Raw genomic sequence first — 26,162 nt, forward strand, 5'->3', positions numbered from 1 at the left:
GCCCGGGCCTCCTCGAGGGTGCGGCGGACCAGATCGATACCACTCAGGGCATTCGACGGGGCACGGGGTCTCTCATCGGCACCGGTCATGAGTGCATCTCCGACACCCGGCCCGAGTCGCCGTCACGCAAATCGACGTGCACCTGGCGGGCGTCCCAGCCCGCCGGGATGTCTTCCAGCACCGCCGCGGTGACCAGCACCTGTTCGGCGGATTCGGCGACCGTGGCCAGCGCGCGGCGCCGGGCGGCGTCGAGCTCGGCGAAGACGTCGTCGAGCAACAACACGGGTTCGCTTTCTTCGCCCCTCAGTAATTCGTATGCGGCCAGCCGCAACGACAACGCCAAGGACCAGGATTCGCCATGGCTGGCAAAACCTTTCGCGGGCTGATCCCCGAGCGACAGTTCGAGATCGTCGCGGTGCGGGCCGACAAGACACACGCCGCGTTCGAGCTCCGCGTCGCGGCGCGCCGACAACGCCGCGAGCAGGGCGGCTTCCAAGAACTCCCGGTCGGCGCCGGCGATGTCCGTCCCGGCCTGGGCACCCAGGCTGGAGCGATAGCCGATGGATGCGGTGCGCGATCCCGGGGCCAGCAGCTGGTAGGCCTTTTCAACCTCTGGCGTCAACTGGTTCACCAAATCGATACGGGCGGCCATCAATTGGGCACCGTATTCAGCCAGGCGACTGTCCCACACGTCGAGCGTGTCCAGTGCGCTCTGGTCGCCCCGGTAGCGCGCCCCGGACAGAGATTTCAACAGCGCGGTGCGCTGCCGCAGCACCTTTTCGTAGTCGGCGCGCACCGCGGCCACCGCCGGGCGGCGCACCGTCGCCAGATCGTCGAGGTAGCGGCGCCGGTCGGATGGATCGCCGCGCACCAGCGACAGGTCTTCGGGGGCGAACAGCACCGCGCGCAGCACCCCAATCACCTCGCGCGTACTGCGCACCGGGGAACGATTCAGCCGCGCCTTATTCGCCCGGCCCGCCGCGATCTCCAGATCGACCGCGCATTCCCTGCCTTCGTTGACCACGATCGTGGAAACCACCGCGCGCTCGGCCCCGGCGCGGATCAACGGCGCGTCCGTGCCCACCCGGTGCGAGCCCATGGTGCTCGAATACCACAGCGCCTCAAGGAGATTCGTCTTCCCGAAGCCGTTGGATCCAATGAAGACCGTCCGACCAGGCTGCAATTCGAGGTCGGCGTGTGCCCAGGACCGGAAATCGCGCAGTCCCAAATGCCGGACGTACACCTAGCCAGGCAACCGGACAGGCATCAACAAGTAGACGTAATCGGTCGGCAGGGCGCTGTACGGGCCCGGGCCGGTCGGGTGGCTGTCATCACTCACGGCCGGCCGCAACAGCGCCGGCTTGCCTGGCGTCGTGAAGCCGAACGACACCAGCTCCGAATGGACCGATCCCAAGCCGTCGGTCAGATACGTGGGGTTGAACGCGATCGTCAACGGCTCGCCGACGAAATCGACCGCGAGGTCTTCTTCGGCCCGGCCAACATCGTCGGCGCCGGCCGACAAGCGCAGCGATCCCTCGCTGAATTCCATCCGCACCTGGGCGCCCCGGTCGGCGACCAACGCCACCAGCTTGATCGCCTCGGTCAATTCGGCCACGTTGATGGTGGCGACGGCCGTGTGCTCGGCCGGCAGCAGTTGGCGGAACTTCGGGAATTCCGCATCCAGCAGACGGGTGGTGGAACGCTTGCCGTTACCGCTGATGCCGAGCAATCCGTCTTTCCCGACGCCCGAACCCGCACCCAGTGCCAACCGGACCTCGGAGCCGTCGGCCCCGGTCCGGGCGGCTTCGGCCAATGTCTTGGCCGGCACCAGGACCGCGGCTTCGATGTCCGGCGAGGCCGCCGACCAGGTCAGCTCGCGAACCGCCAGGCGGAATCGGTCGGTGGCCGCCAAAACCACCGTGTCACCCGAAATCTCAACCCGGATCCCGGTCAACATCGGCAACGTGTCGTCGCGGCCGGCCGCGATGGCCACCTGGCTGATCGCCTCGGCGAACAGGTCGGCGGGCAGCGTCCCGGTCTCTTCGGGCAGCGCGGGCAGCGTCGGGTAGTCCTCGACGGCCATCGTCGGCAACGAGAACCTGGCGTTTCCGCAGTGCAATGCCACCCGGTTGCCGTCGACGTAGAAGTCGATGGGCTTGTTGGGCAGCGCCCGCACGATGTCCGACAACAGCCGACCGGACACCAAAACGCTTCCCGGAGAAGCTATTTCGGCTGCAACCTGCGCCTCGGCGGAAACCTCGTAATCGAATCCGGAGATCGTCAGGCCCTCATCGGTGCCGGACAGCAGCACACCGGAGAGCACCGGCACCGCGGGTCTGGACGGCAGGTTCTTCGCCACCCACGACACCGCGTCGGCGAAAGACTCCCGCACCAGACGAAATTTCAAGTCGCTGAGGCCAGCCGTTGTCGTCGCCGCGTCCATAGCGTCCCTTCACCTACTCAGCGTTTCGAATCCATTGGCTAGCCTCCCCCGCTAGCACGGGGCTCCGCCACGAACGCCGGTGACATGTGATGAGCCAACGGCGACCGCAACGGCAGTCGAAGAACAACCGTAGATCCTTCGACGCCATCTTGAAAGCTAATCGCAAACCCCGACAACCCGAGCTGACCGAGCCTCAGACGACGAGTGTGCACCGAGCGTCCCCAAGCCTGTATTTCAAAGAAGAACCGATGAAGAGATCTCAGTACCAGTATTAAGGCCTGTGCAATCTGGGGACAGCGGCGTCTCGGGCCAGCTAGCGCCGCGATCGGGTTGTGCATCGCCGCGTGAACACCTGTGGGCGACGTGTTGGGCGGGTGGGGACGAATGACGACTGTGCACCCAAGCCGTGTTACTGCACCGGCGTTTAATTGCGTTGTGCACAGTCCTACCCACATCCCCTGGCTGTGGCGGGTGTGACGGACGGGTGTGAAGTTTCTCGAAAAAAATTACGAGCACGCGCAGCGAAAGCCCGGAATCAGGGCCGGGAGCGCCGGGGAGAGAAGAGATTTCAGCGCTTGGAGCGCTGACGGATGCGAGTGGTGAGCTCCTTGACGTGATCAAAAACCTCACGCCGCTCGGCCATCTCGGACAAGATCTTGCGCTGCGCGTACATGACCGTGGTGTGGTCGCGGCCGAATGCCTGCCCGATCTTGGGCAGGGACAGATCGGTGAGCTCGCGGCACAGATACATCGCGATCTGGCGCGATTGGGCCAGCGCTCGGGTCTTGCCGGGGCCGCGGAGCTCTTCGACCGTGGTGTCGAAGTATTCGGCGGTGGCCGCCATGATGGTGGCCGCGCTGATCTGCATGGTGCTGGCGTCGGCGATCAGGTCGCGAAGCACAATCTCGGCCAGCGCCTTGTCGATCGGCGTCTTGTTCAGCGAGGCGAACGCCGTGACGCGGATCAGGGCGCCTTCGAGCTCACGGATGTTGCGCTCGATGCTGCTGGCGATCAGCTCGAGCACATCGTCGGGCACCGCCAGCCGCTCCATCTGTGCCTTCTTGCGCAGAATGGCGATCCGGGTTTCCAGTTCGGGGGGCTGGACGTCGGTGATTAAGCCCCACTCGAACCGCGTCCGCAGCCGATCTTCCAGCGTGGCCAGCTGTTTGGGTGGGCGGTCCGAGGAGATGACGATCTGTTTGTTGGCGTTGTGCAGGGTGTTGAAGGTGTGGAAGAACTCTTCCTGGATGCCTTCCTTGCCCTCGATGAACTGAATGTCATCGACCAGCAGCACGTCGACGTCGCGATAGCTGCGCTTGAAGGCGACCTTGCGGTCGTCGCGCAGCGAGTTGATGAAGTCGTTGGTGAATTCCTCGGTGGAGACGTACTTGACTCGCATGCCAGGGAACAGCCGCTGCGCGTAATTGCCGGCGGCGTGCAACAAGTGGGTCTTGCCGAGACCGGACTCGCCCCAGATGAACAAGGGGTTGTAGGCCCGCGCCGGCGCTTCGGCGATCGCCAGGGCGGCAGCGTGGGCGAACCGGTTGGAGGCACCGATGACGAATGTGTCGAAGGTGTAGCGGCGGTTGAGGCTCGTCCCGGCGGCGACGGCCGGATCGATCGCGTGCGGCCGCTCGGTGAAGTAGTTCGGCCACCCCGGCTGGTTGCCGGTGACCGTCTCGCCGTTGTCGAACGCTTCGTCGTTGTCGATGGCCGCACCGTCGGCGGGGAAGGCAGGTTCGGCTCCGGGGAACGGTTCGGCCGGCGGGATGAGCGCGTCCTCGACATCGTCGGGCGGGGGAGCGATGCGAACACCCAGTTGAATCTGCTGGCCGAGCCGCCGACTGAGCGCATCGGTGATGGGTGCCCGCAGATGTCGTTCGATCTCGTTTTGCACGAAGCTGCTCGGCACCGACAGCAGCGCGAATCCCTCGACGATGGTCAGCGGGCGGACAAGATTGAGCCAGGCACGTTGTTGGGGAGTGAGGGGAGTGACCAGGGTCGTGCGGTTGGCCGTCATGCCGTCCGCAGGGGGCTCCCCATTGAGCTCGGAAACGACCGCATTCCACACTGCCGTGAAACTGGAACCGGGGTCATCGGTCAACGACGCATCTCCCTGGTTCTCGAACGTCCCGACCCGAGTCACACACGCTTGGCGACAAAGCAACTGTCCACATAGTTATACACAGGTGTGGACAGGATGATCGTAGGCGAGCCACAACCTACCGGCGACGGCTCGCGATCTCCGCGCTGGAAGAGAACCCCGGAAGGTTGTCTAGGCAGCTAGTCGATCCACCATCCTCGCTTCGTTGTCGAGCGCTGCTTTAGTCTAAATCGACTTCGCAGAAGCTAACAGTTTTCCGTTCGGCTGCCAACCGTTCTGCTGCATTCCAATCGGGTCATTTAGGGTACGTAGGGCTTGCTTCGGCTCGTTATGGTAGCCACGTCCGCGGCGAGTGTGACCGAAACGGAAAATCTTTCCGGCAGGCGTGCGCGGCTTCGTTGCGGCAGGCCAGGTTTGACCAGGCGAAGCCTCGTCAGTACCCTCAAACAGTCGCCCGAAAGTCGGCGATACGGCTGCGACCCGAACCACCTGGGGACCGCGCCGGCCAGTAGCACCAAGACCACCTCCGGTCGAACCGCAGACGAGCCCGATGCGAAACGTCTGAGCGGCCGGATGGCAACACAACGAGGAGAACGTCGTGGCCAAGGGCAAGCGGACCTTTCAGCCGAATAACCGGCGCCGAGCCCGCGTGCATGGCTTCCGCCTGCGGATGCGCACTCGTGCCGGACGCGCGATCGTGTCCGGTCGGCGCCGCAAGGGTCGCCGCGCGCTCTCTGCCTGATCGCAACGTCAGGTCCTTCGGCGGTGCTTCCCGCACGCAACCGCATGACGCGGTCAATTGACTTTGACGCGACGGTGAAGCACGGGATTCGGATGGCACAGTCCGATCTCGTCGTGCACTTTCACCGGGGCGAAGATGGTGACGAAATTCGCGCGCCGCGCGTCGGACTGGTGGTCGGCAAGCCCGTCGGGTCCGCCGTCGAACGCCACCGGGTCGCTCGTCGGCTGCGGCATGTCGCCCGAACGCTGCTGGGCGAGCTCGGCCAATCCGATCGGTTGGTGATCCGCGCGTTGCCCAGCAGCCGGACCACCTCCTCGGCCCGGCTCGAGCAGGAACTGCGCCGGTGTTTGCGACGCGTGCCGGCGGCGGGAAGCAAGCCGTGACGATCTCGACCCGGCTGCGCGCATTGGTTGGCAACGCCGGACGAGCGACCGCCCGCGGAGTGATTTTCCTGATTCAGCTGTATCGGCATATGGTGTCGCCGCTACGTCCGGCGACGTGTCGCTTCGTCCCGACCTGCAGCCAGTACGCGGTCGATGCGCTCAACGAGTACGGCCTGATTCGGGGGAGCTGGTTGGCTGCGGCGAGACTCGCCAAATGCGGACCATGGCATGAAGGCGGCTGGGACCCGATCCCGGACCGCCCCGGATGCCACGTGAATTGCCAAGATGCCAGCGCCGCCCGGGTCCCCGGAGCGGCGCGAGGGGAGAGTGAATCTTTTGTTTGATTTCTTCAGTCTGGACTTCGTCTACTACCCGGTGTCGTGGATCATGTGGGTCTGGTACAAGTTGTTCGCCGCCATGCTGGGGCCGTCGAACTTCTTCGCCTGGGCACTGTCAGTGATGTTCTTGGTCTTCTCCCTGCGGGCGTTGCTCTACAAGCCGTTCGTCCGGCAGATCCGTACCACGCGCCAGATGCAGGAGCTGCAGCCCCAGATCAAGGCGCTGCAGAAGAAGTACGGCAAGGATCGGCAGCGGATGGCGCTCGAGATGCAGAAGCTGCAGCGCGAACACGGGTTCAACCCCATCTTGGGCTGCCTGCCGATGCTGGCGCAGATCCCGGTGTTCATCGGTCTGTATCACGTCTTGCGTTCGTTCAACCGCACCACAGGCGGGTTCGGGCAGCCGCACCTGTCGGTGGCGCAGAACCGGCTCACCGGAAACTACGTCTTCACCCCGACCGACGTCGGCCACTTCCTGGACGCGAACTTGTTCGGCGCACCGATTGGCGCCTTCATGACCCAGCGCACCGGGTTGGACGCGTTCACCTTCTTCAGTCGGCCGGCCGTGATCGCGGTGGGGTTGCCGGTGATGATCCTGGCCGGCGTCGCGACCTACTTCAACAGCCGGGCCTCGGTGGCGCGGCAGAGCCCGGAGGCGGCGGCCAACCCGCAGACCGCGATGATGAACAAACTCGCGTTGTACGTGTTCCCGCTCGGCGTCGTCGTCGGTGGCCCGTTCCTTCCGCTGGCCATCATCCTGTACTGGTTCGCCAACAACATCTGGACCTTCGGGCAGCAGCACTACGTCTTCGGGATGATCGAGAAAGAGGACGAAGCCAAAAAGCAGGAAGCGATCCAGCGTCGCGCGGCGAACGCCCCGGCGCCGGGTGCGAAGCCGAAGCGGAATCCCAAGGCGGCATCGTCGGGTGGCAACGGCTCGTCGACACCTGACGCCGAGACGGGTGCGTCCGGTTCGGGGAGCGCGGATTTCGATGGGGCCGACGCGGCAGCCACCGAGGAGAGCGACGGCCCGACCAACCGCACACCACGGCCCGGGGCGCGGCCGAAAAAACGCAAACGCTGATACGGGCGGAATGACTAACGGGGCCGCCGGGACAGGGCGACCCGAGTTGGGCTGGGGCCCATTGATTGAGGGAGAGAAGACATGACAGACGCCGAGACCACCGAGCGCGACGCCGATACCGAACTCGACACGCGATCGGCCGCCGAGGATGCCGCCGAGGCGGGCTCGGAAGAGATCGATGATCTGGAGGAGCGCTTGGTCGCCGAGGGCGAGATAGCCGGCGACTACCTCGAAGAGTTGTTGGACCTGTTGGACTTTGACGGCGATATCGATCTGGATGTCGAAGGCAGCCGCGCCGTCGTGAGCATCGACGGCAGCGACGATCTGAACAAGTTGGTGGGCCGCGGGGGTGAGGTGCTTGACGCGCTACAGGAGCTCACCCGGCTGGCGGTGCACCAGAAGACGGGCGTGCGAAGCCGGCTGATGCTCGACATCGCGAGCTGGCGTCGGCGGCGCCGGGAGGAGCTGGCGGCGCTGGGCGACAAGGTCGCCCGGCGGGTGCTCGAATCCGGCGAACGTGAAGAGCTCTCCCCGATGACGCCGTTCGAACGAAAGATCGTGCACGACGCCGTCGCCGCGGTCGCCGGGGTGCACAGCGAGAGCGAGGGCGTCGAGCCGTCGCGCCGCGTGGTCGTTCTGCACGACTGACCTCGCCAAGTTACAGCCATGTAGTTCCGGCCCGTCGAACTCCGAAGGTCGACAGTGCGCGTTCCAACTAGAGGATGTTTCACGTGAAACATGTCGGTTCCGCCGATTCGGCGGGCTCGGCGGAGGAGGGCGCCGACCAGGGCTCGTCGCCGGACGTGGCTGCCGCGGTCTTCGGTGAGCGGCTGGGCATCGCCCGCCGGTACGCGGAGATTTTGGCCACCGCCGGCGTGGAGCGAGGGCTGCTCGGGCCGCGGGAGGTCGACCGCATCTGGGATCGCCACATTCTGAATAGCGCGGCCCTCGCCGAGCTCCTCCATCCAGGCGAGCGCATCATCGACATCGGGAGTGGGGCGGGCTTGCCCGGGATACCGCTGGCGGTCGCGCGACCGGATCTCGACGTCGTCCTGCTCGAACCACTGCTGCGCCGCAGCGAATTTCTCAACGAGGTCATCCACGAACTAGGGTTAGCCGTCGTGGTCGTCCGTGGCCGTGCGGAGGAGCCGGGCGTGCGCAACCGGTTCGGGGAGAGGGATGCTGCGGTGTCGCGAGCGGTTGCATCGTTGGACAAGCTGACGAAGTGGAGCTTGCCGCTGCTTCGGCCCGACGGCCGAATGCTCGCCGTCAAGGGGGAGCGGGCGTTCGACGAAGTTGAACAGTACCGGCGTGTGATGGCTGCATCGGGCGCCGCTGATGTCAGGGTGGTGACATGTGGCGCGAATTATTTGCGTCCCCCCGCAACCGTAGTGTCAGCGCGCCGCGGAAAGCCGCCACACCACAAGCCGGCACGGACCGGGAAGGCCCGAACCCGATGACTTCTCCAGAAGATTGGCCGGTGGCTCACCACGCACCGGAGGACGTTCGCGAGACGGCGGCGCCCGCGCCGGCGGCCAATGTTTCACGTGAAACAACGGCCGAATTCGACACCCCGATCGGGGCGGCCGCCGAACGCGCGATGCGCGTGCTGCACACCACCTACCCGCCGCTCCGCCGGCCATCGCATCGCCGCGTTTTCACCGTCGCCAACCAAAAGGGCGGCGTGGGCAAGACGACCACCGCGGTCAACCTCGCGGCAGCGCTCGCGGTGCAGGGGCTCAAAACCCTCGTCATCGATCTCGACCCCCAGGGCAACGCGAGCACGGCGCTCGGTATTACCGACCGGCAGTCGGGAACGCCGTCGTCGTACGAGGTCTTGCTCGGCGAGGTCTCGGTGCACGATGCGCTGCGGCAGAGCCCGCACAACGAGCGCCTGTTCTGCATCCCGGCCACGATCGATCTGGCCGGCGCCGAAATCGAATTGGTCAGCATGGTCGCGCGTGAGAACCGCCTGCGCACCGCATTGGCCGATCTCGACAACCTGGACTTCGATTGCGTCTTTATCGACTGCCCGCCGTCGCTCGGCCTGCTGACCATCAACGCGCTGGTCGCCGCGCCGGAAGTCATGATCCCGATCCAATGCGAGTACTACGCGCTGGAGGGCGTCTCGCAGCTGATGCGCAACATCGAGATGGTGAAGGCCCACCTCAATCCCAAGCTCGAGGTGACCACCGTGGTGCTGACCATGTATGACGGTCGCACCAAACTCGCGGACCAGGTCGCAGAAGAGGTGCGCCGATATTTTGGTAGCAAGGTTTTGCGGACGGTGATTCCGCGCAGCGTCAAGGTTTCCGAGGCACCGGGCTACAGCATGACCATCATCGACTACGACCCCGGTTCTCGCGGGGCGATGAGCTATCTCGATGCGAGCCGCGAACTCGCCGAGCGCGATTGACCACCATCCGCGAAGGGACGACCATGACGCAGCCGTTACGCAAGAAGGGTGGCCTCGGCCGGGGCCTGGCTTCGCTTATTCCGACCGGCCCCGCGGAGGGCGACTCGGGGCCGGCAACGCTCGGGCCGCGGATGGGCGACGCCGCCGCCGACGTGTTGATCGGGGGACCGCCGCCGCAGGACGCGTCGTCGATGGGCGCGGTCTACCGCGAGATCGCGCCGGCCGACATCGAGCGCAACCCGCGTCAGCCACGGCAGGTCTTCGACGAGGAAGCGCTGTCGGAACTGGTGCACTCCATCCGCGAGTTTGGCCTCTTGCAGCCGATCGTGGTGCGGGCCGTCAAGGATTCCGCGAGCGGCGCGCGTTATCAGATCGTGATGGGGGAGCGGCGCTGGCGCGCGGCTCAAGAGGCCGGGTTGGCGACCATCCCGGCGATCGTGCGCGAGACCGGTGACGACGATCTGCTGCGCGACGCCCTGTTGGAAAACATCCACCGGGTGCAGCTGAACCCGTTGGAAGAGGCGGCCGCCTACCAGCAGCTGCTCGACGAGTTCGGGGTCACCCACGACGAACTGGCGGCGCGCATCGGCCGGTCGCGGCCGCTGATCACCAACATGATCCGGTTGCTCAAGCTGCCGATCGCGGTGCAGCGCCGGGTGGCCGCTGGGGTGCTGTCCGCGGGTCACGCGCGCGCGTTGCTGTCGCTGGAGGCCGGGGCGGAGGCACAGGAGGAGTTGGCCACCCGGATCGTCGCCGAGGGGCTGTCGGTGCGGGCGACCGAGGAGGCGGTCACGGTGGCCAACCGGAGCGGTCCGGCCACGCCGACGGCGCCGCGGCGCAAGCCGATTCAAATGCCGGGCCTGCAGGACGTCGCCGATCGACTCTCGACCGCCTTCGACACGCGGGTGACCGTCAGCCTGGGCAAGCGCAAGGGCAAGATCGTCGTCGAATTCGGCTCGGTGGACGATCTGCAGCGGATCATCGACGTCATGTCCCCGCCCAAGGCATGAACTAGGACATCGTGTAATTACGTCACTGTGACACGGGGGCCGCTTTCGCGGGCGGGCCGCCTACCCCCGGCGTCGTAGATCAGCGAAACAGCATGCGCATCAACAACTTTCGATAATCGACGTGCCACGGCCGCAGAAGGCCGGCGGTCCGGGTGCGTCAACCCCGGTGGCCAGGCCAAAGCTGGCCCGATCACGACCACCTCTCCTATCCTGGAGGGGTTGCCGGTGCAGATGGCTGCAGTACCGCACAGGAGCCAGGAGGCTAGTGTCCGCTCGAATCACGCCGCTACGGCTCGAGGCATTCGAGCAGCTTCCCAAGCACGCACGTCGGTGCGTCTTCTGGGAAGTCGATCCAGCGACCCTCGGTAATCAGGACCACCTCGCCGACCCCGAGTTCGAAAAAGAAGCGTGGTTGTCGATGGTGATGCTGGAGTGGGGCTCGTGCGGACAGGTCGCGACCGCGGTCCCGGACGAGCGAAGCCAGTCCGAGCCGCCGTGCCTGGGCTACGTGTTCTACGCCCCGCCGCGGGCGGTGCCGCGGGCGCAGCGGTTCCCGACCGGTCCGGTCTCCGCGGACGCCGTGCTGTTGACGTCGATGGGCATCGAACCCGGGCCGGCGGCCGACGATCTACCGAACGGGTTGATCGCGCGGGTGATCGACGAGCTGGTGCGCCGCGGCGTGCGGGCGCTCGAGGCGTTCGGCCGCACCCCGGCGGCGTCGGAACTGCAGGATCCGCGGCTGGTCGGTCCCGACGTGCGGCCGGTGCTGGAAGCGGTGGGCGACTGTTCGGTGGACCACTGCGTCATGGACGCGGAGTTCTTGAAAGACGCGGGTTTCGTTGTGGTAGCACCACATACGTATTTCCCAAGACTGCGGCTCGAGCTCGACAAGGGTCTGGGCTGGAAGGCCGAAGTGGAGGCGGCGCTGGAACGGCTGCTGGAGAGCGCACACCTGGAGCAGCCGGTCGGCGCCGGGTCTACGGCGGCAAATGCGCTGAAAACGTTGAAAACCACGGCGGGTGGTTAACGGCTAAGATCCGCCCAGCTGGCTGGTGCGTTCCACCGACAATTCGTGGGCCAGCAACTCGGCGAAAGTGAAAGTGCCAGTGGGCCGGTCGTTTTTGCCCAGCAGATACAGCCGCTTGACCGCGGCCAGGATTCCTTCGGCGATGGCATCACGGGTCTGCGTTGATACCAGCATCGAGCGATCGCGCGGGTTGGTGATGTAGCCGACGTCAACCTGCACCGTGGGCATCCGGGTCAAGCGCAGCAGGTCCCACGTCCGGCCGTGCGTGCGGCAGTCTCGTAATCCGGTGCGGGCCACCACTTCCCGCTGGATGAAGTCGGCGAGATTCCGCCCGATGGTGGAGACCGAACCGTGTGAGTTCCCGAAATGAAACGACGCCACCCCGTTGGCGGCGGCGCTGACCTGACTCTCGCAGCGCAGGCTGATCATCAGATCGGCGCCGACGTTGTTGGCGGTGGCGGCGCGCTCGGCATCCAACGGGCTGCGATTGACCGGTCGCGACAGGAAGGTCTCCATGCCGATCGCGGCCATCCGTCCCTCGAGCCGGCTGGCCAAGTCCCACAACACATCTGCTTCACTGATCGGTCCGGACGGCCCCTGCATGATGGCGCCGTGGTCCGCGCCGCCGCGGCCCGGATCGATGATGATCCGCTTGCCGGACAGCTTGGGGCCCGATGAGCGAACGAGCTCTTCTTCGCGGAGCGCGTGTGGCGATCCGCCGCTGACCCGTGAACTCAGGAAGTGAAAGGAGCGCAACGTTTCCGGACCGCAGATCCCGTCGGCGGAAAGCCCGTACTCGCGCTGATACGACATCAACGCGTTGTGCGTCTGCAACCCGAAGTATCCGTCGACCAGGCCGGTGTAGAAACCCAGATCCTGGAGACGGGCCTGCAGCGTGGCCACGTCATCGCCGAACAGCGGAGCACCGAATTGGTGGTACAACGTGCGGGCGCCCAACCGGTACGACGCCTCTTTGAGCGCCCGGTAGGTGGCCTCACCGACGATGCCGTCCACCAGCAGGCCGCGATGTTGTTGGAAAGCGCGCACCGCCTGGTCGAGTTCGGCGTCGAACAGTTCGAGGGTCACCTGCTGGCCGGTGTTGAGATCGTCGTCGGAGCCATCGAGCAGGCCCAGCGAGGCCAGCGTCGCCCGAATCTCGGTCACAGCAGCGCCGCGGTCACCGCAGCGCAGCGCGTCGCCGTATTCGCGGCGCGGACTCGACATACAGGGGGCCCTCCGGGACTAACTGACGAGCTCAAAAATGGGCAACAGCTAACCGTATTGTCGCAGACGCTTCGTCAATTCGGGAAAACCCCAGGCTATGCGCGGGGCGTGGTGCGACGAGTCAAATGAAGATCAGCTGAGGTTGGGAACCGCGTCCGAGAGCTCGCGCAGCAATGCGGCCTTGCCCTTGGCGCCGACGATCCGCTTCACCGGCTGCCCGTCTTTGAACAGGATCAGGGTGGGAATGGAGACCACCTGGAAGCTTTGTGCGGTTTCCGGGTTGGCGTCCACGTCGAGCTTGGCGACGGTGAGCTGTTCGCCCCGCTCGCTGGCGATCTCTTCGAGGACCGGCGCCACCATCTTGCAGGGGCCGCACCACGTGGCCCAAAAGTCAACCAGCACAGGCTTATTGCTAGACAAGACGTCGGTGGAAAACGACGCGTCAGAGACTTCTATTGTGGCCCCGGCTTTTTCGGCGTCGGTCATTGTGGTGCTCCAATCAATGTGTCGGTACTGCCAGGAAATTCGGTGGCGTCGCCTTGGGCGGCGGCGCTGGACTCTTCGTGGTCGGCGAGCCAGCGTTCGGCGTCGATGGCGGCCGAGCAGCCGCTGCCGGCGGCGGTGATGGCCTGGCGGTAGGTGCGATCCACCAGGTCCCCGGCGGCGAACACCCCCTCAATCGAGGTACTCGTGGTGCGGCCTTGGACCAGCACATACCCGTCGGGATCGGTCTGCAGCACCTCGCGCACCAACTCCGAACGCGGGTCATGACCGATGGCCACGAACACCCCGGTCACCGGCAACGTCGACACCTCACCGCTGCGCGTGTCACGCACCCGCAAACCCGTCACCGTGGACTCACCCTCGACCGCCTCGACCGCCTTGTTCGTCAGGATGGTGATCTTGTCGTTGGCCTTGGCCCGCTCGAGCATGATCCGCGACGCCCGAAACTCCTCGCGCCGGTGCACCAACGTCACGCTACGGGCAAAGCGGGTCAAAAAGGTGGCCTCCTCCATCGCCGAGTCCCCACCCCCGATCACCGCAATGTCTTGATCCTTGAAAAAGAAACCATCACAGGTCGCACACGACGACACCCCGCGACCCAACAACTCCTGCTCCCCGGGCACCCCCAAATACCGGGCCGCCGCACCCATGGCCAAGATCACCGCCCGCGCCGACACCGTCTCACCCTCGCTGGTGGTGACCGACTTGACCGCACCCTGCAGCGAGACGGATTCGACGTCTTCCATCCGCAGATCCGCCCCAAACCGCAGCGCCTGCTCACGCATCTGATCCATCAACTCCGGACCGGTGATCCCGTCCCGAAAACCCGGGAAATTCTCCACCTCGGTCGTCGTCATCAACGCCCCACCAAACGACGTCCCCTCAAACACCACCGGCGCCAACTGCGCCCGCGCCGCATACAACGCCGCGGTATACCCAGCAGGACCCGAACCAATGATGATCACGTCATGGACGTCGGAGGTGCTCATAAGCGGCCACCCTACTGCGCATCCGGCACACACCGGCCCAATCCCGCTGGCCGCCAAGGCATAGACGTGAAGCAGCGCACACAACGGACGGTTGTGCCTTCACAACACATGACCTCTACTGACGCCGCCGTAACTGGTGCACCATGGAAATCGCGACCCGTGGGTCCAACGACGAACTTGCGGGTACCTACAGACCCAACATCATCGCGATGCCGCGGCCCGACAGCCCACCCTGAGGCCGCATAACCGCCCTCAACGCGCCGCCGCGAGGAATGAGAACGCCATGACCACCGCACGTCCCGTCAAGACTCGCAACGACGGTCAGTGGGCGCTGGGCGATCGCGAACCGCTCAACCACGCCGAGCAGTTCAAGTCCGACGACGCGCCGCTCAACGTGCGCGACCGCATCATCAACGTCTACGCCACGCAGGGCTTCGACAGCATCGCCAAGGACGACCTGCGCGGGCGGTTCCGCTGGATGGGCCTCTACACCCAGCGTGAGCAGGGCTACGACGGCAGCTGGACCGGCGACGAGAACACCGACAAGATCGAAGCCAAGTACTTCATGATGCGGGTCCGCTCCGACGGCAAGGCGATGACCGCGCACACCATGCGCACCCTGGGCCAGATATCCACCGAATTCGCCCGCGACACCGCCGACATCAGCGACCGGGAAAACCTGCAGCTGCACTGGGTCCGCATCGAGGACGTCCCCGAGATCTGGCGCCGGCTCGAATCCGTGGGGCTGCAGACCACCGAGGCCTGCGGCGACTGCCCGCGTGGCATCCACGGGTCGCCACTGGCCGGTGACTCGCTCGACGAGATCCTCGACCCCTCGCCCGCGATCGACGAGATCGTCCGCCGCTCGCTGAACAACCCCGAGTACGCCAACCTGCCGCGCAAGTACAAGACCGCGGTCTCCGGCTTGCAGGACGTCTCCCATGAGACCCACGACGTCGCGTTCGTCGGCGTCAACCACCCCGAACACGGCCCCGGCCTGGACCTGTGGGTGGGCGGCGGCCTGTCGACCAACCCGATGCTGGCCCAGCGCCTCGGCGCGTGGGTGCCGCTGGACGAGGTCGCCGACGTCTGGGAGGGCGTCACCCAGCTGTTCCGCGACTACGGCTACCGGCGGCTGCGCGCCAAGGCCCGGCTGAAGTTCCTGGTCAAGGACTGGGGCGTGGAGAAGTTCCGTGAAGTTCTCGAACAGGAATACCTCAACCGCCGGCTGATCGACGGGCCGGCGCCCACGCCGGTCAAACACACCATCGACCACGTCGGGGTGCAGCGAATCAAGAACGGGCTCAACGCCGTCGGCGTCGCGCCGATCGTCGGGCGGGTGACCGGAAGCACCCTGTCGGCGGTGGCCGACCTGATGGAGAAGGCCGGCTCCGACCGGGCGCGCTGGACCCCCTTCCAGAAGCTGGTCATCCTCGACGTCGCCGACGACAAGGTCGACGAACTGGTCGCCGGCCTGGACGCGCTGGGCCTGCCGTCACGGCCGTCGTCCTGGCGCAAGAACACCATGGCGTGCACCGGAATCGAATACTGCAAGCTGTCGTTCGCCGAAACCCGGGTGCGCGCACAGACTTTGGTGCCCGAGCTGGAACAGCGCCTGGCCGACATCGATTCCAGGCTCAACCTGCCGATCAGCGTGCACCTCAACGGATGCCCCAACTCGTGCGCCCGAATCCAGGTGGCCGACATCGGATTCAAGGGCCAGTGGATCGACGACGGCGACGGCAACTCGGTCGAGGGCTTCCAGGTGCACCTCGGCGGCCGCCTGGGCGAGCAGAGCGGCTTCGGCCGAAAGTTGCGCCAGCACAAGGTCACCAGCGCCGAACTGGGCGACTACATCGACCGGGTCACCCGCAAGTACCTCGACGGACGCGAGGACGGCGAGACGTTCGCCTCCTGGGCGCTGCACGCCGACGAGGAAGAGCTCCGCTGAGGATCCGATGAACACGCTCGTACTCGCCGCACACGGCAGCCGCGACCCCCGGTCGGGCGCGAACGCCGAAGCCGTGGCCGATCGCCTCTCGCGGATGCGGCCCGACCTCGACGTGCGGCTGGCGTTCCTCGAGCTCAACACCCCGAACTTCGTCGACGTGCTGGCCGGGTTGCCGGACAGCCGCCGCGCGGTGGTCACGCCGTTCCTGCTGGCCAGCGCCTATCACGCGCGTTTGGACATCCCCCAGCAGATCGCCGACGCCGGAGCGCGCGGCATCCAGCAGGCCGACGTGCTCGGCGAGGACGATCGGCTGGTTTCGGTGCTGCGCGAGCGCCTGGCCGAGGTCGGGGTGTCGCCACACGATGACGCTCTCGGGGTGATGGTGGTCGCGATCGGCTCGTCGAACCTCGCCGCCAACGCGCGCACCGCGAAGGTGGCGCCCCGCCTGGCCGCCGGCACCCACTGGGCGGCGGCCACAACGGCTTTCGCCACCCGGCCCGAGGCGTCGGTGGCCCGCGCCGCCGAGCAGTTGCGCCGTCGCGGCGCGCGCCGGCTGGTCATCGCGCCGTGGTTCTTGGCGCCCGGCTTCATCACCGACGGCGTGTCAAAGTTCGCCCGCGACAACGACATTCCGATGGCGGCGCCGCTGGGGTCGCACCGGCTGGTGGCCGAGACGGTGCTGGACCGCTATGACCAGGCTCTGGCCGACGACGCCGCGGCCTAAGCTTTCGCAGCCGCGGTGCGGCTGGTGATGTGGCTGAGCAGGTCGCGGATCGCCCCCGGCGGCGGTGTGCGTCCGCCGATCCAGATGGCCCGAAACTTGCGACGTAGATCCAACTCCGGGATGTTGACGGCGTATAGCCGGCCGTCCGCCAGGTCGTCGACCACCGCCAGCCGGCTCATGGTGGCCGGGCCGGCGCCGGCGAGCACGGCGGCGCGCATGGCCGCCGCGGAGGTCAGTTCCAGTACGGGCGTGGCCTGCTGCATGTCCTCGCCGAGCACCTTGCGCAACGCCGCCGTCAGCGAATCGCGGATGCCCGAATGGGGTTCCCGGGCCACCAACGGTGTCTGCGCGAGTTCGCGCGCGGTGACCACCCGCGACCGCCGCGCCCACTTGTGATTGGGTGGGACCACGATTACCAGCTCGTCCTCCCCCACCACGCAGCTGCCCAAACCCTTTGGCGTGCCGGGGTTTTCGACAAATCCCAGGTCGGCGCTGCCGTCGCGGACGGAGGCGATGGCGTGCTCGCTGTTGGTGGCGGTCAGGAGCACCTGAGGCGCAGTGTCGCCGCGCCGGGCCGCCTCGGCCTGCAGGGACAGCAGCCAGTGCGGCATGAGTTGTTCGGAGATGGTCTGGCTGGCCGCCACCCGGATGCGTTCGCGGCCCTCCTTGCGCAGCGAACCCAGACCCGCGTCGACCTCGTTGGCGACTTCGAGCAGGCGGGTCGCCCAGTCCGCGACGATCAGGCCGGCGGGCGTCAGTTGCGAGCCGCGCGTCGTGCGGACGGCCAGCGTGACGCCGATCTGGGCCTCCATGGTGGCGAGCCGGCGGGAAATGGCCTGCTGGGTCAACCCGAGTTGGCGGGCGGCCCGCCCGAGGCTGCCGGTCTCGGCGATCGCCAGAAACGCCTCGAACGACGCGAGTTCGGGCAGCCGGGGGCTGAGGGGCATGGGCGGCGGCTCACAATCAAATCGTGTGACACAACTATAGCTTGTGACACCACAACGCCGCACCTCTACTCACGCCCGGCACGAGCCGCTAAATTAGCCAGCCTGACCGTGTTTTGACGGCCGCACCCGGCTGACCCCGCTAGCCAGAAGGAAGGACAACCCCCGTGGCCTACGTGATCGCCGAACCCTGTGTGGACATCAAGGACAAGGCGTGCATCGAGGAATGCCCCGTCGACTGCATCTACGAGGGCGCGCGGATGCTCTACATTCACCCCGACGAGTGCGTCGACTGCGGTGCCTGCGAGCCGGTGTGCCCGGTCGAGTCCATCTTCTACGAGGACGACCTGCCCGACGAGCACAGCCAATACCTTCAGATCAACGCCGATTTCTTTACCGAGCTCGGCTCGCCCGGCGGCGCGGCGAAGGTCGGGCTGACCGAGAACGACCCCGCCCCGGTCAAGGAGCTGGAAAGCAGGGCGGAAGCGTCCTAGCTGTCGCGGGCCGCTAGTCCCAGCCGGAGAGCCCGAACGTGTCGCTGGGCCGCCGACCCGAAAGCTTCTGCACCACCCACTGGTTCATCGAGACCCGCTGTTCGGCGGCCTCGACAGCGAGGTGGCTGTGCAGCTCCAAGGATGTCCTGATCACGATCGTGCCGCTGTAGCGGCGGTCCGCCATGGCGGTCGGGACCGTTTCGCCGGTCGACAACATGATTTCGACGTGCCGGTCGACGGCCGTCTCGATTTCGCCGATGGCCTCTTGCGCGGTCGGCGCTTCGCGCCGCATGAATGGCAACTCGAGACAGGTGCCGACGTAGTGGCCGTGGTACGGCGACCACGCGACGCGGTAGGTGTAGTGGTTCACGCCGGGTTGGTAGCACGGGCGCTAGCGGTTTCGCGAGTCACTCATCCCCACCCGGAGAGGTGCGCGGCGTGTTGGGGCGAGGCGGCGGGCTGTTGGGTGCGGCACGGCGGGCTAGCGGGTGCGGCACGGCGGGCTGGCGAGGCCGGCACCTCTCCAAGACGACAAAGCCCTTCCCACATCCGCTAGCGCATGCGCTAGCGAATCCGAGAGTCAGCTACTCGTAAGGTGAGGCCATGCGGACAGCGAGAATCCTCCACGTCATCCGGCACATAGGGGCGGCCGCGGTCACCACCGTCACCGCGGCGTCCACCGTCAACGCCTACCGCCCCTTGGCGCGCGGCGGATTCCCGTCGCTGTACTCCTGGATGTTCGGGCTCGTCGTCACCGAATTACCGCTGCAGACGCTGCTGAGCCAGCTCGCTGGGCTGGCGCTGACCGGCCGTCGTCTCAACCCACCGCTGCGCATCATCGCGTGGGTCGTCGCCGCCCTCTCGGCCCTCGGCCTGCTCAACCTCAGCCGGGCGGGACATCGGGCCAACGTTCCGCTGACCGAGGCGTTGGACGACGGGCTGGGGCCCGATCGGCTCACCGAGACGAGGGGTCTGTGGCGCCGGCCGGCCGGCGCCGGCACCGCCAAGGCGCCGGGGCTGCTGAGGATGTTGCGGATCTACCGGGACTACGCCCACGACTCCGACATCAGCTACGGCGAATACGGCAGCGCCAACCACCTCGACATCTGGCGCCGTCCAGACCTCGACCCGGCCGGCAAGGCGCCGGTGCTCTTCCAGATCCCCGGCGGCGCTTGGACGACGGGAAACAAACGGGGACAAGCGCATCCGTTGATGAGCCACCTCGCCGAGCTGGGCTGGGTCTGCGTGGCCATCAATTACCGGCACAGCCCGCGCAACACCTGGCCCGACCACATCGTCGACGTCAAGCGCGCCCTCGCCTGGGTCAAAGAGCACATCGCCGAATACGGCGGCGACCCCGACTTCGTCGTCATCACCGGGGGCTCGGCCGGCGGTCACCTGTCGGCGCTGGCCGCCCTGACGCCGAACGACCCGCAGTTCCAGCCGGGGTTCGAAGACGCCGACACCCGGGTGCAGGCGGCGGTGCCGTTCTACGGCATCTACGACTTCACCCGATTCGACAAAACGCTGCACCCGATGATGCCGGGGCTGCTGATCAAGTCGATCATCAAGCAGAAGCCCGACACGCACCGGCAGACGTTCGAAGCCGCGTCGCCGGTGAATCACGTCAACTGCGACGCTCCTCCGTTTTTCGTCCTGCACGGGCGCAACGACTCGCTGGCCTACGTCGAGCAGGCCCGCACGTTCGTCGAGCAGCTGCGGAAAACCAGTGCCCAACCGGTGGTCTACGCCGAATTGCCGTTCACCCAGCACGCTTTCGACATCTTCGGCTCGGTCCGCGCCGCGCACACCGCGGTCGCCATCGAGCAGTTCCTCGCCGAGGTCTACGCGGCGCACCTGCGCGCCGATGTGCTTGCGGCGCCGGAGGTTTCGTAGGGGTCAGGCCTTGGGACGCACGCCGGCCGCCCGGTACACGAACACCGGGTCCACCGGCACCCGCAGCGCCGTCCGGGGCAGGGCTTCGAGCACCTCGTCGGGGATCTTCTTCTTGTAGTTGAGCCGCATCGAGCCGCTGAAGGCAGGGTCGACGCCGTGCAGATCGATCTCGATCCCGAGGCCCTTGCCGGTGATGGTGGCCCGGGCCGGACCCTTGTCGGTGTCCCAGGGGCAGTCGAGGGAGCGCAGGTTGGCGTCGCCGCGGGCCGGGAAGGTGGCGACGATCCGGGCGGCGCTGAACGCGAACCCGCCCTTATAACGGGACACCCCGGAGGCCGAATACACCCCGGGCACATGGCCACTGAAGTGGCGGACCACCCCGACCCGTCCCGCGCTGAAGGTGAGCCCCTCGGCTTCGAGTTCCTCGCGCAACGGCGCGGGCAGCTGGCCGATCCGGGTCAGGTTGCGAAGAAATCCGAACACGACCGAACCGTAGCCCGACAGACGATGAGCCCGCAGCCTTATTGCACGGTGACGGTCAGCGTGTAGGTGCATGCGGGTTTGGTGTCCTTACCCACGAAGCTGGTGTAGGCCGTGCTGACGGTGGTGGTCCCCGGTCTCAGCGCGGCGAAGGTCCACACCTCGGTGCCTGGCGCCCCCAAAGCATCCGAAGCCGGCTGCTCGAACTCGTGATTGAGCTGTTTGATGACCGACGAGTCGCCGATCTTGGTGTCGGGGTTCCACCGGTAGGGCGTGGTGTAGTTCGAGCCCAACTGCACGATCAGGGTGTTGCCGACGGCGAGGGTGACGGTCTGGCTGATCTCGCTCTGGGTCAGCACGTCGGTCATGGGGACGTGGAGCGTTTTGGTCGACGGCGGGTTCCTGGAGGCGAAGTGGCAGCCCACCACCGTCGACAACATGAGCGCGGCGACTGTCACCAGCAGCCTGACCTTCACCAAATCCCCCTTCGGTGTCGCTCCGGAGCCTAATAGGTCTGATCCAGACCGAAGATAGGCGACGAGCTCCGCCGTCGCTCCCTCGCCAGGACACAGGGCTTACTCGATTGCCGTGCTAGGGGATTCGCGGCCGACCCGACCGCGATCTGCGGCCTGCTGATCGAGGCTCCAGCTCGCGAGAATCTTCAGCGCCTGCTCGGACTGCGAATTCGGGTCCGCGGTATAGCCGACCAACGACAGGCCCGGCGCCGCCGTGACTGCGAAAACGTTGTAGGTAAAGGTCAACTCGCCGAACTCCGCATGGCGAAAAACTTTCACGCCGTGCCGATGCGCGGTGACGTTGTGGGCGGCCCAGCGGCCGCGAAAGTCGTCACTGCGGGTCGCCAGCTCGCCGACGATCCGGGTGATCTCGGGCGAGTGAGGCGAGCGGGCGGCCTCGGCCTGCAACATGGCGACGACCTCGTCGGCTGACCTATTCCATTCGGGAAACACCTGGTCGGCATAGGCGTCGAAGAAGATGAACCGAGCGAAGTTCGGGACACCGGTCGCCCGGTCGAACATGGGGGCATACAACGCTCGGCCAAGCCGATTAGCTGCGAGGATGTCCAGGCTTCCGTTCATGACGATCGCGGGCGAGGTGGCCATGCCGTCAATCAGAGCCTGGATCCCATCGGGAATCGTCTGCCCGGCTTCCCGCCTCGGGCGGCCACCCGTCCGCGTGCCGATCGCCGCGCGCACCAGGTCGAAGAAGTGGGCCGTCTCGTCGTCAGTGAGCCGGAGCGCACACGCCACGGCATGCAGCACGTCGTCCGACACGCCCGCAACGCTGCCACGCTCGATCTGTGTGTAGTACTCGGTGCTGACCGCGGCCAGTTGCGCGACTTCCTCGCGCCGCAAACCGGGCACTCGCCGTCGCCGGCCGGACGGCAACCCCACTTGCTCTGGACTGATTCTCGCCCGCCGGGTCATCAAGAACTCCTTGATGTCCTTGGCGATGTCCATATTCGCCACAGTAGGCAAACACCGGCCGCGCCAGGCAGGGGCTGCTGATACCCCCGATAATTGATGGCTCCCTGCTCGCCCTCCGCGTGCGTAGCGTCGCAGAAAAGGAGGTCATCACATGGCAAGCGACAATCAGACGCAGGCAGCATTCGACAATTTTGTTCAGTTGTGGACCACTGGCACGACGGCAGGACGCCGCGCCCCGGTTCTGCGACGTCCCGACGAGGTCGGTCTCGATTACGAAAACGTCTTCTTTCCGTCGATGGACGGAGTGCCGCTGGAGGGCTGGTTCATCCCGGCCGACTCCGACAGGCTGATCATTCACAACCACTTCCTGCCCGGCAATCGCTACGGCTACCCGGGTCACCTTCCCGAATTCGGTGGCTTAGGCGGATTCGAAGTCAACTTCCTGCCCGAATACAGGGCGTTGCACGACGCGGGATACAACGTGCTCGCCTACGACATCCGCAACCACGGGATGAGCGGGCAGGGTAACGGCGGCATTGCCGGCATCGGCTTGACCGAATACCGCGACGTCATCGGCTCGCTGCGCTACGCGGCGGCCCGTCCGGACACCAAGACCATGAAGAAGGCTTTGCTGTCCGTCTGCCTGGGGGCAGACTCGACCGCCGTCGCCTGGTCCAAGCACCCGGACGAGTTCTCCGAAATTCGGGCAATGGTGATGCTGCAGCCGGTCTCCGGGCGCTACATCGTGGAGGAGTTCGTCAAGAGCATCGGCATAGAAGACGGCTACCAGAAGTTCGACAAGGCGGTGCACGAGCGCACCGGCTTCCATCTGTCCGAGCAGTCACCGCTCGAGCACATGAAGGCCGTCACCGTGCCCACTCTGGTGGCCCAGGTGCACGACGACACGATGACGCGACCCCAAGACGTGCAAGACATCTACGACGCGATCCCCGTCGAGCAGAAGCGCCTCTACTGGATCGAGGGCACCGACCGCCGCTTCGACGGCTACAACTTCTTCGGTGCGCACCCCGAGCTTCCGATCGAGTGGTTCGACAAGCACATCAGCTGACAACCCTGACCCGCCCAAACCCGAAGCCGCGCAAACTTAGCGGGTCCGGCAGGATGGGCTGGTGTTTGGCCTCGAACTGATCGTTGCCCTGGTGTCCACCGTCATCGTGGGGACGGTCATCGGACGGCGCTACCGCGTCGGCCCCCCGGTGCTACTCATCTTCCTGGGCGTCCTGGTGGGCCTGATCCCCCATTTCGCGCACATTCATGTCAACGGCGAGATTGTGTTGTTGCTGTTCCTTCCCGCGATCCTGTACTGGGAGGGCCTCAACACCAGCTTCCGCGAGATCCGGGCCAACGCGCGCATCATCGTCTTTCTCAGCGTCGTCCTGGTGATCGCCACCGCGGTCGCGGTGTCGTGGACGGCACGGGCGCTGGGCATGAATCCACACGCGGCCGGCGTCCTGGGCGCGGTCTTGTCGCCCACCGACGCGGCCGCGGTGGCCGGTCTGGCGAAGAAGCTGCCACGGCGCTCGTTGACCGTGCTGAAGGCCGAGAGTCTGATCAACGACGGCACCGCCCTGGTCCTGTTCGCCGTCAGCGTCAACGTCGCGATCGGCGGGGCCTCGATCACCCCGCCCGAGGTGACCGTCCGGTTCATCGTGTCCTACCTCGGCGGCATCGCCGCCGGGCTGCTGGTCGGTGGCGCGGTGACGCTCCTGCGCAAACGAATCGACGCGCCCCAGGAGGAAGGGGCTTTGAGCCTGGTGACGCCGTTCGCCGCCTTCCTGCTGGCTCAGTCGTTGGAATGCAGCGGCGTGGTCGCGGTGATGGTGGCGGCCCTGGTCCTCGCCTACGCCAGCCCGCTGGTGATCCGGGCCCGCTCCAGGCTGCAGTCCTTCGCCTTCTGGGACATCGCGACCTTCCTGCTCAACGGGTCGTTGTGGGTGTTCGTCGGCGTCCAGATCCCGGGTGCGCTGCGCGGCATCGTGGGCGTCGACGGCGGAGTTCGCCACGCCGTGTTCGTGGCGTTGGTGATCACCGGCGTGGTCATCGTGTCGCGCATCTTCTGGGGAGAAATCACCACGCTGCTGATCCGGCTCATCGACCGCCGCGAGGTGCAACGCGAACGTCGGGTCACCTGGCGGCAGCGCTTCGTCACCGTCTGGGCGGGATTTCGAGGCGCCGTCTCGCTGGCCGCGGCGGTGGCCGTGCCGATGACGACGCTGAGCGGCGCGCCGTTCCCCGACCGCAGCTTGCTGATCTTCATCGTCACCGTCGTCATCCTTGTGACCGTGTTGGTGCAGGGCAGCACGCTGCCCGCCGTCGTCCGATGGGCGAACATGCCCGAGGACGCCACCCACGCCGAGGAGCTGCAACTGGCTCGTTGTCGGGGCACGCAGGCCGCCCTGGCCGCACTGCCCACGGTCGCCGACGAAGTCGGCCTCAGCGACGAGCTGAGGCGCCGGCTGCAGAAGGAGTACGAGGAAAAGGCGGCGCTGGTGCTGGCCACCGAGGACGGTTCGCCGGACACCCGCATCCTCAAGGGCCGCGAGAAGGTCCGGCGGGTGCGCCTGGGCGTGCTCGAACACAAGCGCCGCGAGATCACCGCGCTGCGCAACCAGAACCTGATCGACGACATCGTGCTGCGCGAGTTGCAGAACGAGATGGATCTCGAGGAAGTGCAGCTGCTCGCCGCCGCGATCGACGACGGCGACGAGGAGGAGTAAGGCCCGTCGGTGCCCGACCGTACAGTCGGCCAAATGCTGCACACCGTCGCGATCCGCGGCTATCGCTCGCTGCGCGAGGTGATCCTGCCGCTGGGCCGGCTGTCGGTGATCACCGGCGCCAACGGCGCCGGCAAGTCGTCGCTGTATCGCGCGCTGCGGCTGCTGGCCGATTGCGGCCGCGGTGAGGTGATCGGGTCGCTGGCCCGCGAGGGCGGGCTGCAGTCGGTGCTGTGGGCGGGCCCCGAGCAGCCGGCCGGCGCGCGACGCTCCGGGAAAACCGAGGGCACCGTGCGCACCCGGCCCGTGTCCCTCGAAATGGGCTTCGCCGCAGACGATTTCGGTTACCTGGTGGACTTGGGCCTGCCGCAGTCGGCCGGCAAGTCCGTGTTCGCCCGCGATCCGGAGATCAAACGCGAGGTGCTGTTCGCCGGTCCGGTGCTGCGGCCCAGCACGACGCTGGTGCGACGGTCGCGGGTCTTCGCCGAGGCCAGCGCGGATTCCGGCAGCGGTTTCGACGAATTGTCCCGAGCCCTGCCGTCGTATCACAGCGTGCTCGCCGAGTACGCCCACCCGCACGCGCTTCCCGAACTGGCCGCCGTGCGAGAACGATTGCGCGGCTGGCGGTTCTACGACGGCTTCCGCGTCGACGCCGGAGCGCCCGCGCGCCACCCGCAGGTGGGCACCCGCACCCCGGTGCTCTCCGACGACGGCAGCGACCTCGCCGCCGCGATCCAGACGATCCTCGAATCGGGGTTCGACGACCTGACCCGGGCGGTCGCCGAGGCGTTCGACGGGGCCACCGTCTCGGTGGCCATCCATGATGGGCTGTTCGACCTCCAGCTGCGCCAGCGCGGCATGCTGCGCGCACTGCGCTCGGCCGAGTTATCCGATGGCACACTGCGTTTCCTGCTATGGGCCGCCGCGCTGTTGAGCTCGCAACCGCCGTCGCTGATGGTGCTGAACGAGCCCGAGACCTCGCTGCACCCCGACCTGGTGGCCCCGCTGGCCTCACTGATCCGCACCACCGCCGCCAAGACTCAGGTCCTCGTGGTCACCCACTCCCGCTCGCTGCTGGAATTTCTGGGCACAAATCCGCTGGGCGAGGGCTCCGACGGCGAGGCCGTCGAAATCGAGCTGTACAAGGACTGGGGCGAAACACGCATCAGCGGCCAGACCCTGATCACCACGCCCCGGTGGGACTGGGGCACGCGCTAGCCGAAAATTGC

The 26,162-nt window shown here is 66.5% G+C and carries 27 protein-coding genes; 16 read left to right on the forward strand and 11 right to left on the reverse strand.

Features of this window, described 5'->3' with window-relative positions:
• Window positions 1-85: 85 nt before the first annotated feature.
• From recF to dnaA, 3 genes are all read right to left on the reverse strand, one after another.
• Window positions 86-1,243, reverse strand: coding sequence for a DNA replication/repair protein RecF (gene recF / locus DQP58_RS09290; RefSeq protein ID WP_112708126.1), 1,158 nt, complete (start codon window positions 1,241-1,243; stop codon window positions 86-88).
• Window positions 1,244-2,443 carry a DNA polymerase III subunit beta gene (gene dnaN, locus DQP58_RS09295; protein WP_112708127.1) on the reverse strand — a complete coding sequence of 400 codons (1,200 nt, stop codon included), beginning with the start codon at window positions 2,441-2,443 and terminating at the stop codon, window positions 1,244-1,246.
• 568 nt (window positions 2,444-3,011) lie between these two features.
• Window positions 3,012-4,547 carry a chromosomal replication initiator protein DnaA gene (gene dnaA, locus DQP58_RS09300; protein WP_112708186.1) on the reverse strand — a complete coding sequence of 512 codons (1,536 nt, stop codon included), beginning with the start codon at window positions 4,545-4,547 and terminating at the stop codon, window positions 3,012-3,014.
• Between the two features lie 598 nt (window positions 4,548-5,145).
• Here dnaA and rpmH point away from each other — a divergent pair.
• The 9 genes from rpmH (at window position 5,146) to DQP58_RS09345 (ending at window position 11,547) form a co-directional block, all read left to right on the forward strand.
• Window positions 5,146-5,289, forward strand: coding sequence for a 50S ribosomal protein L34 (gene rpmH, locus DQP58_RS09305; protein ID WP_003874369.1), 144 nt, complete (start codon window positions 5,146-5,148; stop codon window positions 5,287-5,289).
• A 23-nt stretch (window positions 5,290-5,312) separates the two neighbouring features.
• Window positions 5,313-5,672, forward strand: a complete 360-nt coding sequence (rnpA, locus tag DQP58_RS09310; RefSeq protein ID WP_112708128.1) for a ribonuclease P protein component — start codon at window positions 5,313-5,315, stop codon at window positions 5,670-5,672.
• On the forward strand, window positions 5,669-6,016 hold the full coding sequence (yidD, locus tag DQP58_RS09315) for a membrane protein insertion efficiency factor YidD (protein WP_112708129.1): 348 nt from the start codon (window positions 5,669-5,671) through the stop codon (window positions 6,014-6,016). The genes rnpA and yidD overlap by 4 nt, the downstream gene beginning before the upstream one ends.
• Entirely contained in the window at window positions 6,000-7,094 is a 1,095-nt protein-coding gene (gene yidC, locus DQP58_RS09320) for a membrane protein insertase YidC (protein WP_112708130.1), read from the forward strand. The genes yidD and yidC overlap by 17 nt, the downstream gene beginning before the upstream one ends.
• A gap of 81 nt (window positions 7,095-7,175) precedes the next feature.
• Window positions 7,176-7,742 carry a protein jag gene (locus tag DQP58_RS09325; RefSeq protein WP_112708131.1) on the forward strand — a complete coding sequence of 189 codons (567 nt, stop codon included), beginning with the start codon at window positions 7,176-7,178 and terminating at the stop codon, window positions 7,740-7,742.
• A gap of 74 nt (window positions 7,743-7,816) precedes the next feature.
• Window positions 7,817-8,554, forward strand: coding sequence for a 16S rRNA (guanine(527)-N(7))-methyltransferase RsmG (rsmG, locus tag DQP58_RS09330; RefSeq protein WP_112708132.1), 738 nt, complete (start codon window positions 7,817-7,819; stop codon window positions 8,552-8,554).
• Window positions 8,551-9,510 (forward strand): ParA family protein, encoded by a 960-nt coding sequence (locus tag DQP58_RS09335; RefSeq protein WP_240629691.1) that lies wholly within the window; start codon window positions 8,551-8,553, stop codon window positions 9,508-9,510. The genes rsmG and DQP58_RS09335 overlap by 4 nt, the downstream gene beginning before the upstream one ends.
• Window positions 9,511-9,533: 23 nt before the next feature.
• Window positions 9,534-10,520 carry a ParB/RepB/Spo0J family partition protein gene (locus DQP58_RS09340; RefSeq protein ID WP_112708187.1) on the forward strand — a complete coding sequence of 329 codons (987 nt, stop codon included), beginning with the start codon at window positions 9,534-9,536 and terminating at the stop codon, window positions 10,518-10,520.
• 265 nt (window positions 10,521-10,785) lie between these two features.
• Window positions 10,786-11,547 (forward strand): acetyltransferase, encoded by a 762-nt coding sequence (locus DQP58_RS09345; RefSeq protein ID WP_066861859.1) that lies wholly within the window; start codon window positions 10,786-10,788, stop codon window positions 11,545-11,547.
• A 3-nt stretch (window positions 11,548-11,550) separates the two neighbouring features.
• Here the strand turns inward: DQP58_RS09345 and DQP58_RS09350 are convergent, their stop codons facing one another.
• From DQP58_RS09350 to trxB, 3 genes are all read right to left on the reverse strand, one after another.
• Entirely contained in the window at window positions 11,551-12,771 is a 1,221-nt protein-coding gene (locus DQP58_RS09350; RefSeq protein WP_112708134.1) for an N-acetylmuramoyl-L-alanine amidase, read from the reverse strand.
• A 132-nt stretch (window positions 12,772-12,903) separates the two neighbouring features.
• Complete coding sequence (gene trxA, locus DQP58_RS09355) at window positions 12,904-13,257, reverse strand: thioredoxin (protein ID WP_066861867.1); 354 nt, start codon at window positions 13,255-13,257, stop codon at window positions 12,904-12,906.
• On the reverse strand, window positions 13,254-14,264 hold the full coding sequence (gene trxB / locus DQP58_RS09360; protein WP_112708135.1) for a thioredoxin-disulfide reductase: 1,011 nt from the start codon (window positions 14,262-14,264) through the stop codon (window positions 13,254-13,256). Before trxB ends, trxA begins: the two co-directional genes overlap by 4 nt.
• Window positions 14,265-14,547: 283 nt before the next feature.
• Between trxB and DQP58_RS09365 the strand changes: the two genes are divergently transcribed.
• Together DQP58_RS09365 and DQP58_RS09370 are read left to right on the forward strand one after the other, a co-directional pair.
• Window positions 14,548-16,215, forward strand: a complete 1,668-nt coding sequence (locus tag DQP58_RS09365; protein ID WP_112708136.1) for a nitrite/sulfite reductase — start codon at window positions 14,548-14,550, stop codon at window positions 16,213-16,215.
• 7 nt (window positions 16,216-16,222) lie between these two features.
• Window positions 16,223-16,939, forward strand: coding sequence for a sirohydrochlorin chelatase (locus tag DQP58_RS09370; RefSeq protein ID WP_112708137.1), 717 nt, complete (start codon window positions 16,223-16,225; stop codon window positions 16,937-16,939).
• On the opposite strand, the gene DQP58_RS09375 is transcribed toward DQP58_RS09370, so the two are convergent.
• Window positions 16,936-17,886 (reverse strand): LysR family transcriptional regulator, encoded by a 951-nt coding sequence (locus tag DQP58_RS09375; RefSeq protein WP_112708138.1) that lies wholly within the window; start codon window positions 17,884-17,886, stop codon window positions 16,936-16,938. The genes DQP58_RS09370 and DQP58_RS09375 overlap by 4 nt on opposite strands.
• A 164-nt stretch (window positions 17,887-18,050) precedes the next feature.
• On the opposite strand from DQP58_RS09375, the gene fdxA reads away from it, so the two are divergent.
• Window positions 18,051-18,377 (forward strand): ferredoxin, encoded by a 327-nt coding sequence (gene fdxA, locus DQP58_RS09380; RefSeq protein ID WP_066871453.1) that lies wholly within the window; start codon window positions 18,051-18,053, stop codon window positions 18,375-18,377.
• A 13-nt stretch (window positions 18,378-18,390) separates the two neighbouring features.
• On the opposite strand, the gene DQP58_RS09385 is transcribed toward fdxA, so the two are convergent.
• A complete protein-coding gene (locus DQP58_RS09385; RefSeq protein ID WP_112708139.1) occupies window positions 18,391-18,747 on the reverse strand; it encodes a type II toxin-antitoxin system HicB family antitoxin in 357 nt (118 codons plus the stop codon).
• A 233-nt stretch (window positions 18,748-18,980) separates the two neighbouring features.
• Between DQP58_RS09385 and DQP58_RS09390 the strand changes: the two genes are divergently transcribed.
• Window positions 18,981-20,273: an alpha/beta hydrolase gene (locus tag DQP58_RS09390; protein ID WP_112708140.1), complete on the forward strand. Its 1,293-nt coding sequence runs from the start codon at window positions 18,981-18,983 to the stop codon at window positions 20,271-20,273.
• Window positions 20,274-20,276: 3 nt separating this feature from the next.
• Here the strand turns inward: DQP58_RS09390 and DQP58_RS09395 are convergent, their stop codons facing one another.
• From DQP58_RS09395 to DQP58_RS09405, 3 genes are all read right to left on the reverse strand, one after another.
• Window positions 20,277-20,756: a hypothetical protein gene (locus DQP58_RS09395; RefSeq protein WP_112708141.1), complete on the reverse strand. Its 480-nt coding sequence runs from the start codon at window positions 20,754-20,756 to the stop codon at window positions 20,277-20,279.
• A 38-nt stretch (window positions 20,757-20,794) separates the two neighbouring features.
• The gene (locus tag DQP58_RS09400) at window positions 20,795-21,229 is read right to left on the reverse strand and encodes a protease inhibitor I42 family protein (RefSeq protein ID WP_112708142.1); all 435 of its coding nucleotides are present in this window, start codon (window positions 21,227-21,229) and stop codon (window positions 20,795-20,797) included.
• 99 nt (window positions 21,230-21,328) lie between these two features.
• Entirely contained in the window at window positions 21,329-22,231 is a 903-nt protein-coding gene (locus DQP58_RS09405) for a helix-turn-helix domain-containing protein (RefSeq protein WP_112708143.1), read from the reverse strand.
• A 118-nt stretch (window positions 22,232-22,349) separates the two neighbouring features.
• On the opposite strand from DQP58_RS09405, the gene DQP58_RS09410 reads away from it, so the two are divergent.
• The 3 genes from DQP58_RS09410 (at window position 22,350) to DQP58_RS09420 (ending at window position 26,151) form a co-directional block, all read left to right on the forward strand.
• Window positions 22,350-23,267 carry an alpha/beta hydrolase family protein gene (locus DQP58_RS09410; RefSeq protein WP_112708144.1) on the forward strand — a complete coding sequence of 306 codons (918 nt, stop codon included), beginning with the start codon at window positions 22,350-22,352 and terminating at the stop codon, window positions 23,265-23,267.
• 61 nt (window positions 23,268-23,328) lie between these two features.
• A complete protein-coding gene (locus tag DQP58_RS09415) occupies window positions 23,329-24,936 on the forward strand; it encodes a Na+/H+ antiporter (RefSeq protein WP_112708145.1) in 1,608 nt (535 codons plus the stop codon).
• 33 nt (window positions 24,937-24,969) lie between these two features.
• Window positions 24,970-26,151 (forward strand): AAA family ATPase, encoded by a 1,182-nt coding sequence (locus DQP58_RS09420; protein ID WP_112708146.1) that lies wholly within the window; start codon window positions 24,970-24,972, stop codon window positions 26,149-26,151.
• Window positions 26,152-26,162: the final 11 nt, after the last annotated feature.

The sequence above is a fragment of the Mycobacterium colombiense genome (assembly GCF_003284975.1).
Classification (GTDB): Bacteria; Actinomycetota; Actinomycetes; order Mycobacteriales; family Mycobacteriaceae; genus Mycobacterium; species Mycobacterium europaeum_A.

Coding starts and splice junctions, on each gene's coding strand:
- rsmG (WP_112708132.1), top strand. CDS start 7,817: ATGTTTCACGTGAAACATGTCGGTTCCGCCGATTCGGCGGGCTCGGCG.
- DQP58_RS09350 (WP_112708134.1), bottom strand. CDS start 12,771: ATGTCGAGTCCGCGCCGCGAATACGGCGACGCGCTGCGCTGCGGTGAC.
- DQP58_RS09335 (WP_240629691.1), top strand. CDS start 8,551: ATGACTTCTCCAGAAGATTGGCCGGTGGCTCACCACGCACCGGAGGAC.
- DQP58_RS09420 (WP_112708146.1), top strand. CDS start 24,970: ATGCTGCACACCGTCGCGATCCGCGGCTATCGCTCGCTGCGCGAGGTG.
- DQP58_RS09365 (WP_112708136.1), top strand. CDS start 14,548: ATGACCACCGCACGTCCCGTCAAGACTCGCAACGACGGTCAGTGGGCG.
- DQP58_RS09340 (WP_112708187.1), top strand. CDS start 9,534: ATGACGCAGCCGTTACGCAAGAAGGGTGGCCTCGGCCGGGGCCTGGCT.
- DQP58_RS09390 (WP_112708140.1), top strand. CDS start 18,981: ATGCGGACAGCGAGAATCCTCCACGTCATCCGGCACATAGGGGCGGCC.
- trxA (WP_066861867.1), bottom strand. CDS start 13,257: ATGACCGACGCCGAAAAAGCCGGGGCCACAATAGAAGTCTCTGACGCG.
- DQP58_RS09325 (WP_112708131.1), top strand. CDS start 7,176: ATGACAGACGCCGAGACCACCGAGCGCGACGCCGATACCGAACTCGAC.
- DQP58_RS09370 (WP_112708137.1), top strand. CDS start 16,223: ATGAACACGCTCGTACTCGCCGCACACGGCAGCCGCGACCCCCGGTCG.
- dnaN (WP_112708127.1), bottom strand. CDS start 2,443: ATGGACGCGGCGACGACAACGGCTGGCCTCAGCGACTTGAAATTTCGT.
- DQP58_RS09375 (WP_112708138.1), bottom strand. CDS start 17,886: ATGCCCCTCAGCCCCCGGCTGCCCGAACTCGCGTCGTTCGAGGCGTTT.
- DQP58_RS09410 (WP_112708144.1), top strand. CDS start 22,350: ATGGCAAGCGACAATCAGACGCAGGCAGCATTCGACAATTTTGTTCAG.
- DQP58_RS09405 (WP_112708143.1), bottom strand. CDS start 22,231: ATGGACATCGCCAAGGACATCAAGGAGTTCTTGATGACCCGGCGGGCG.
- trxB (WP_112708135.1), bottom strand. CDS start 14,264: ATGAGCACCTCCGACGTCCATGACGTGATCATCATTGGTTCGGGTCCT.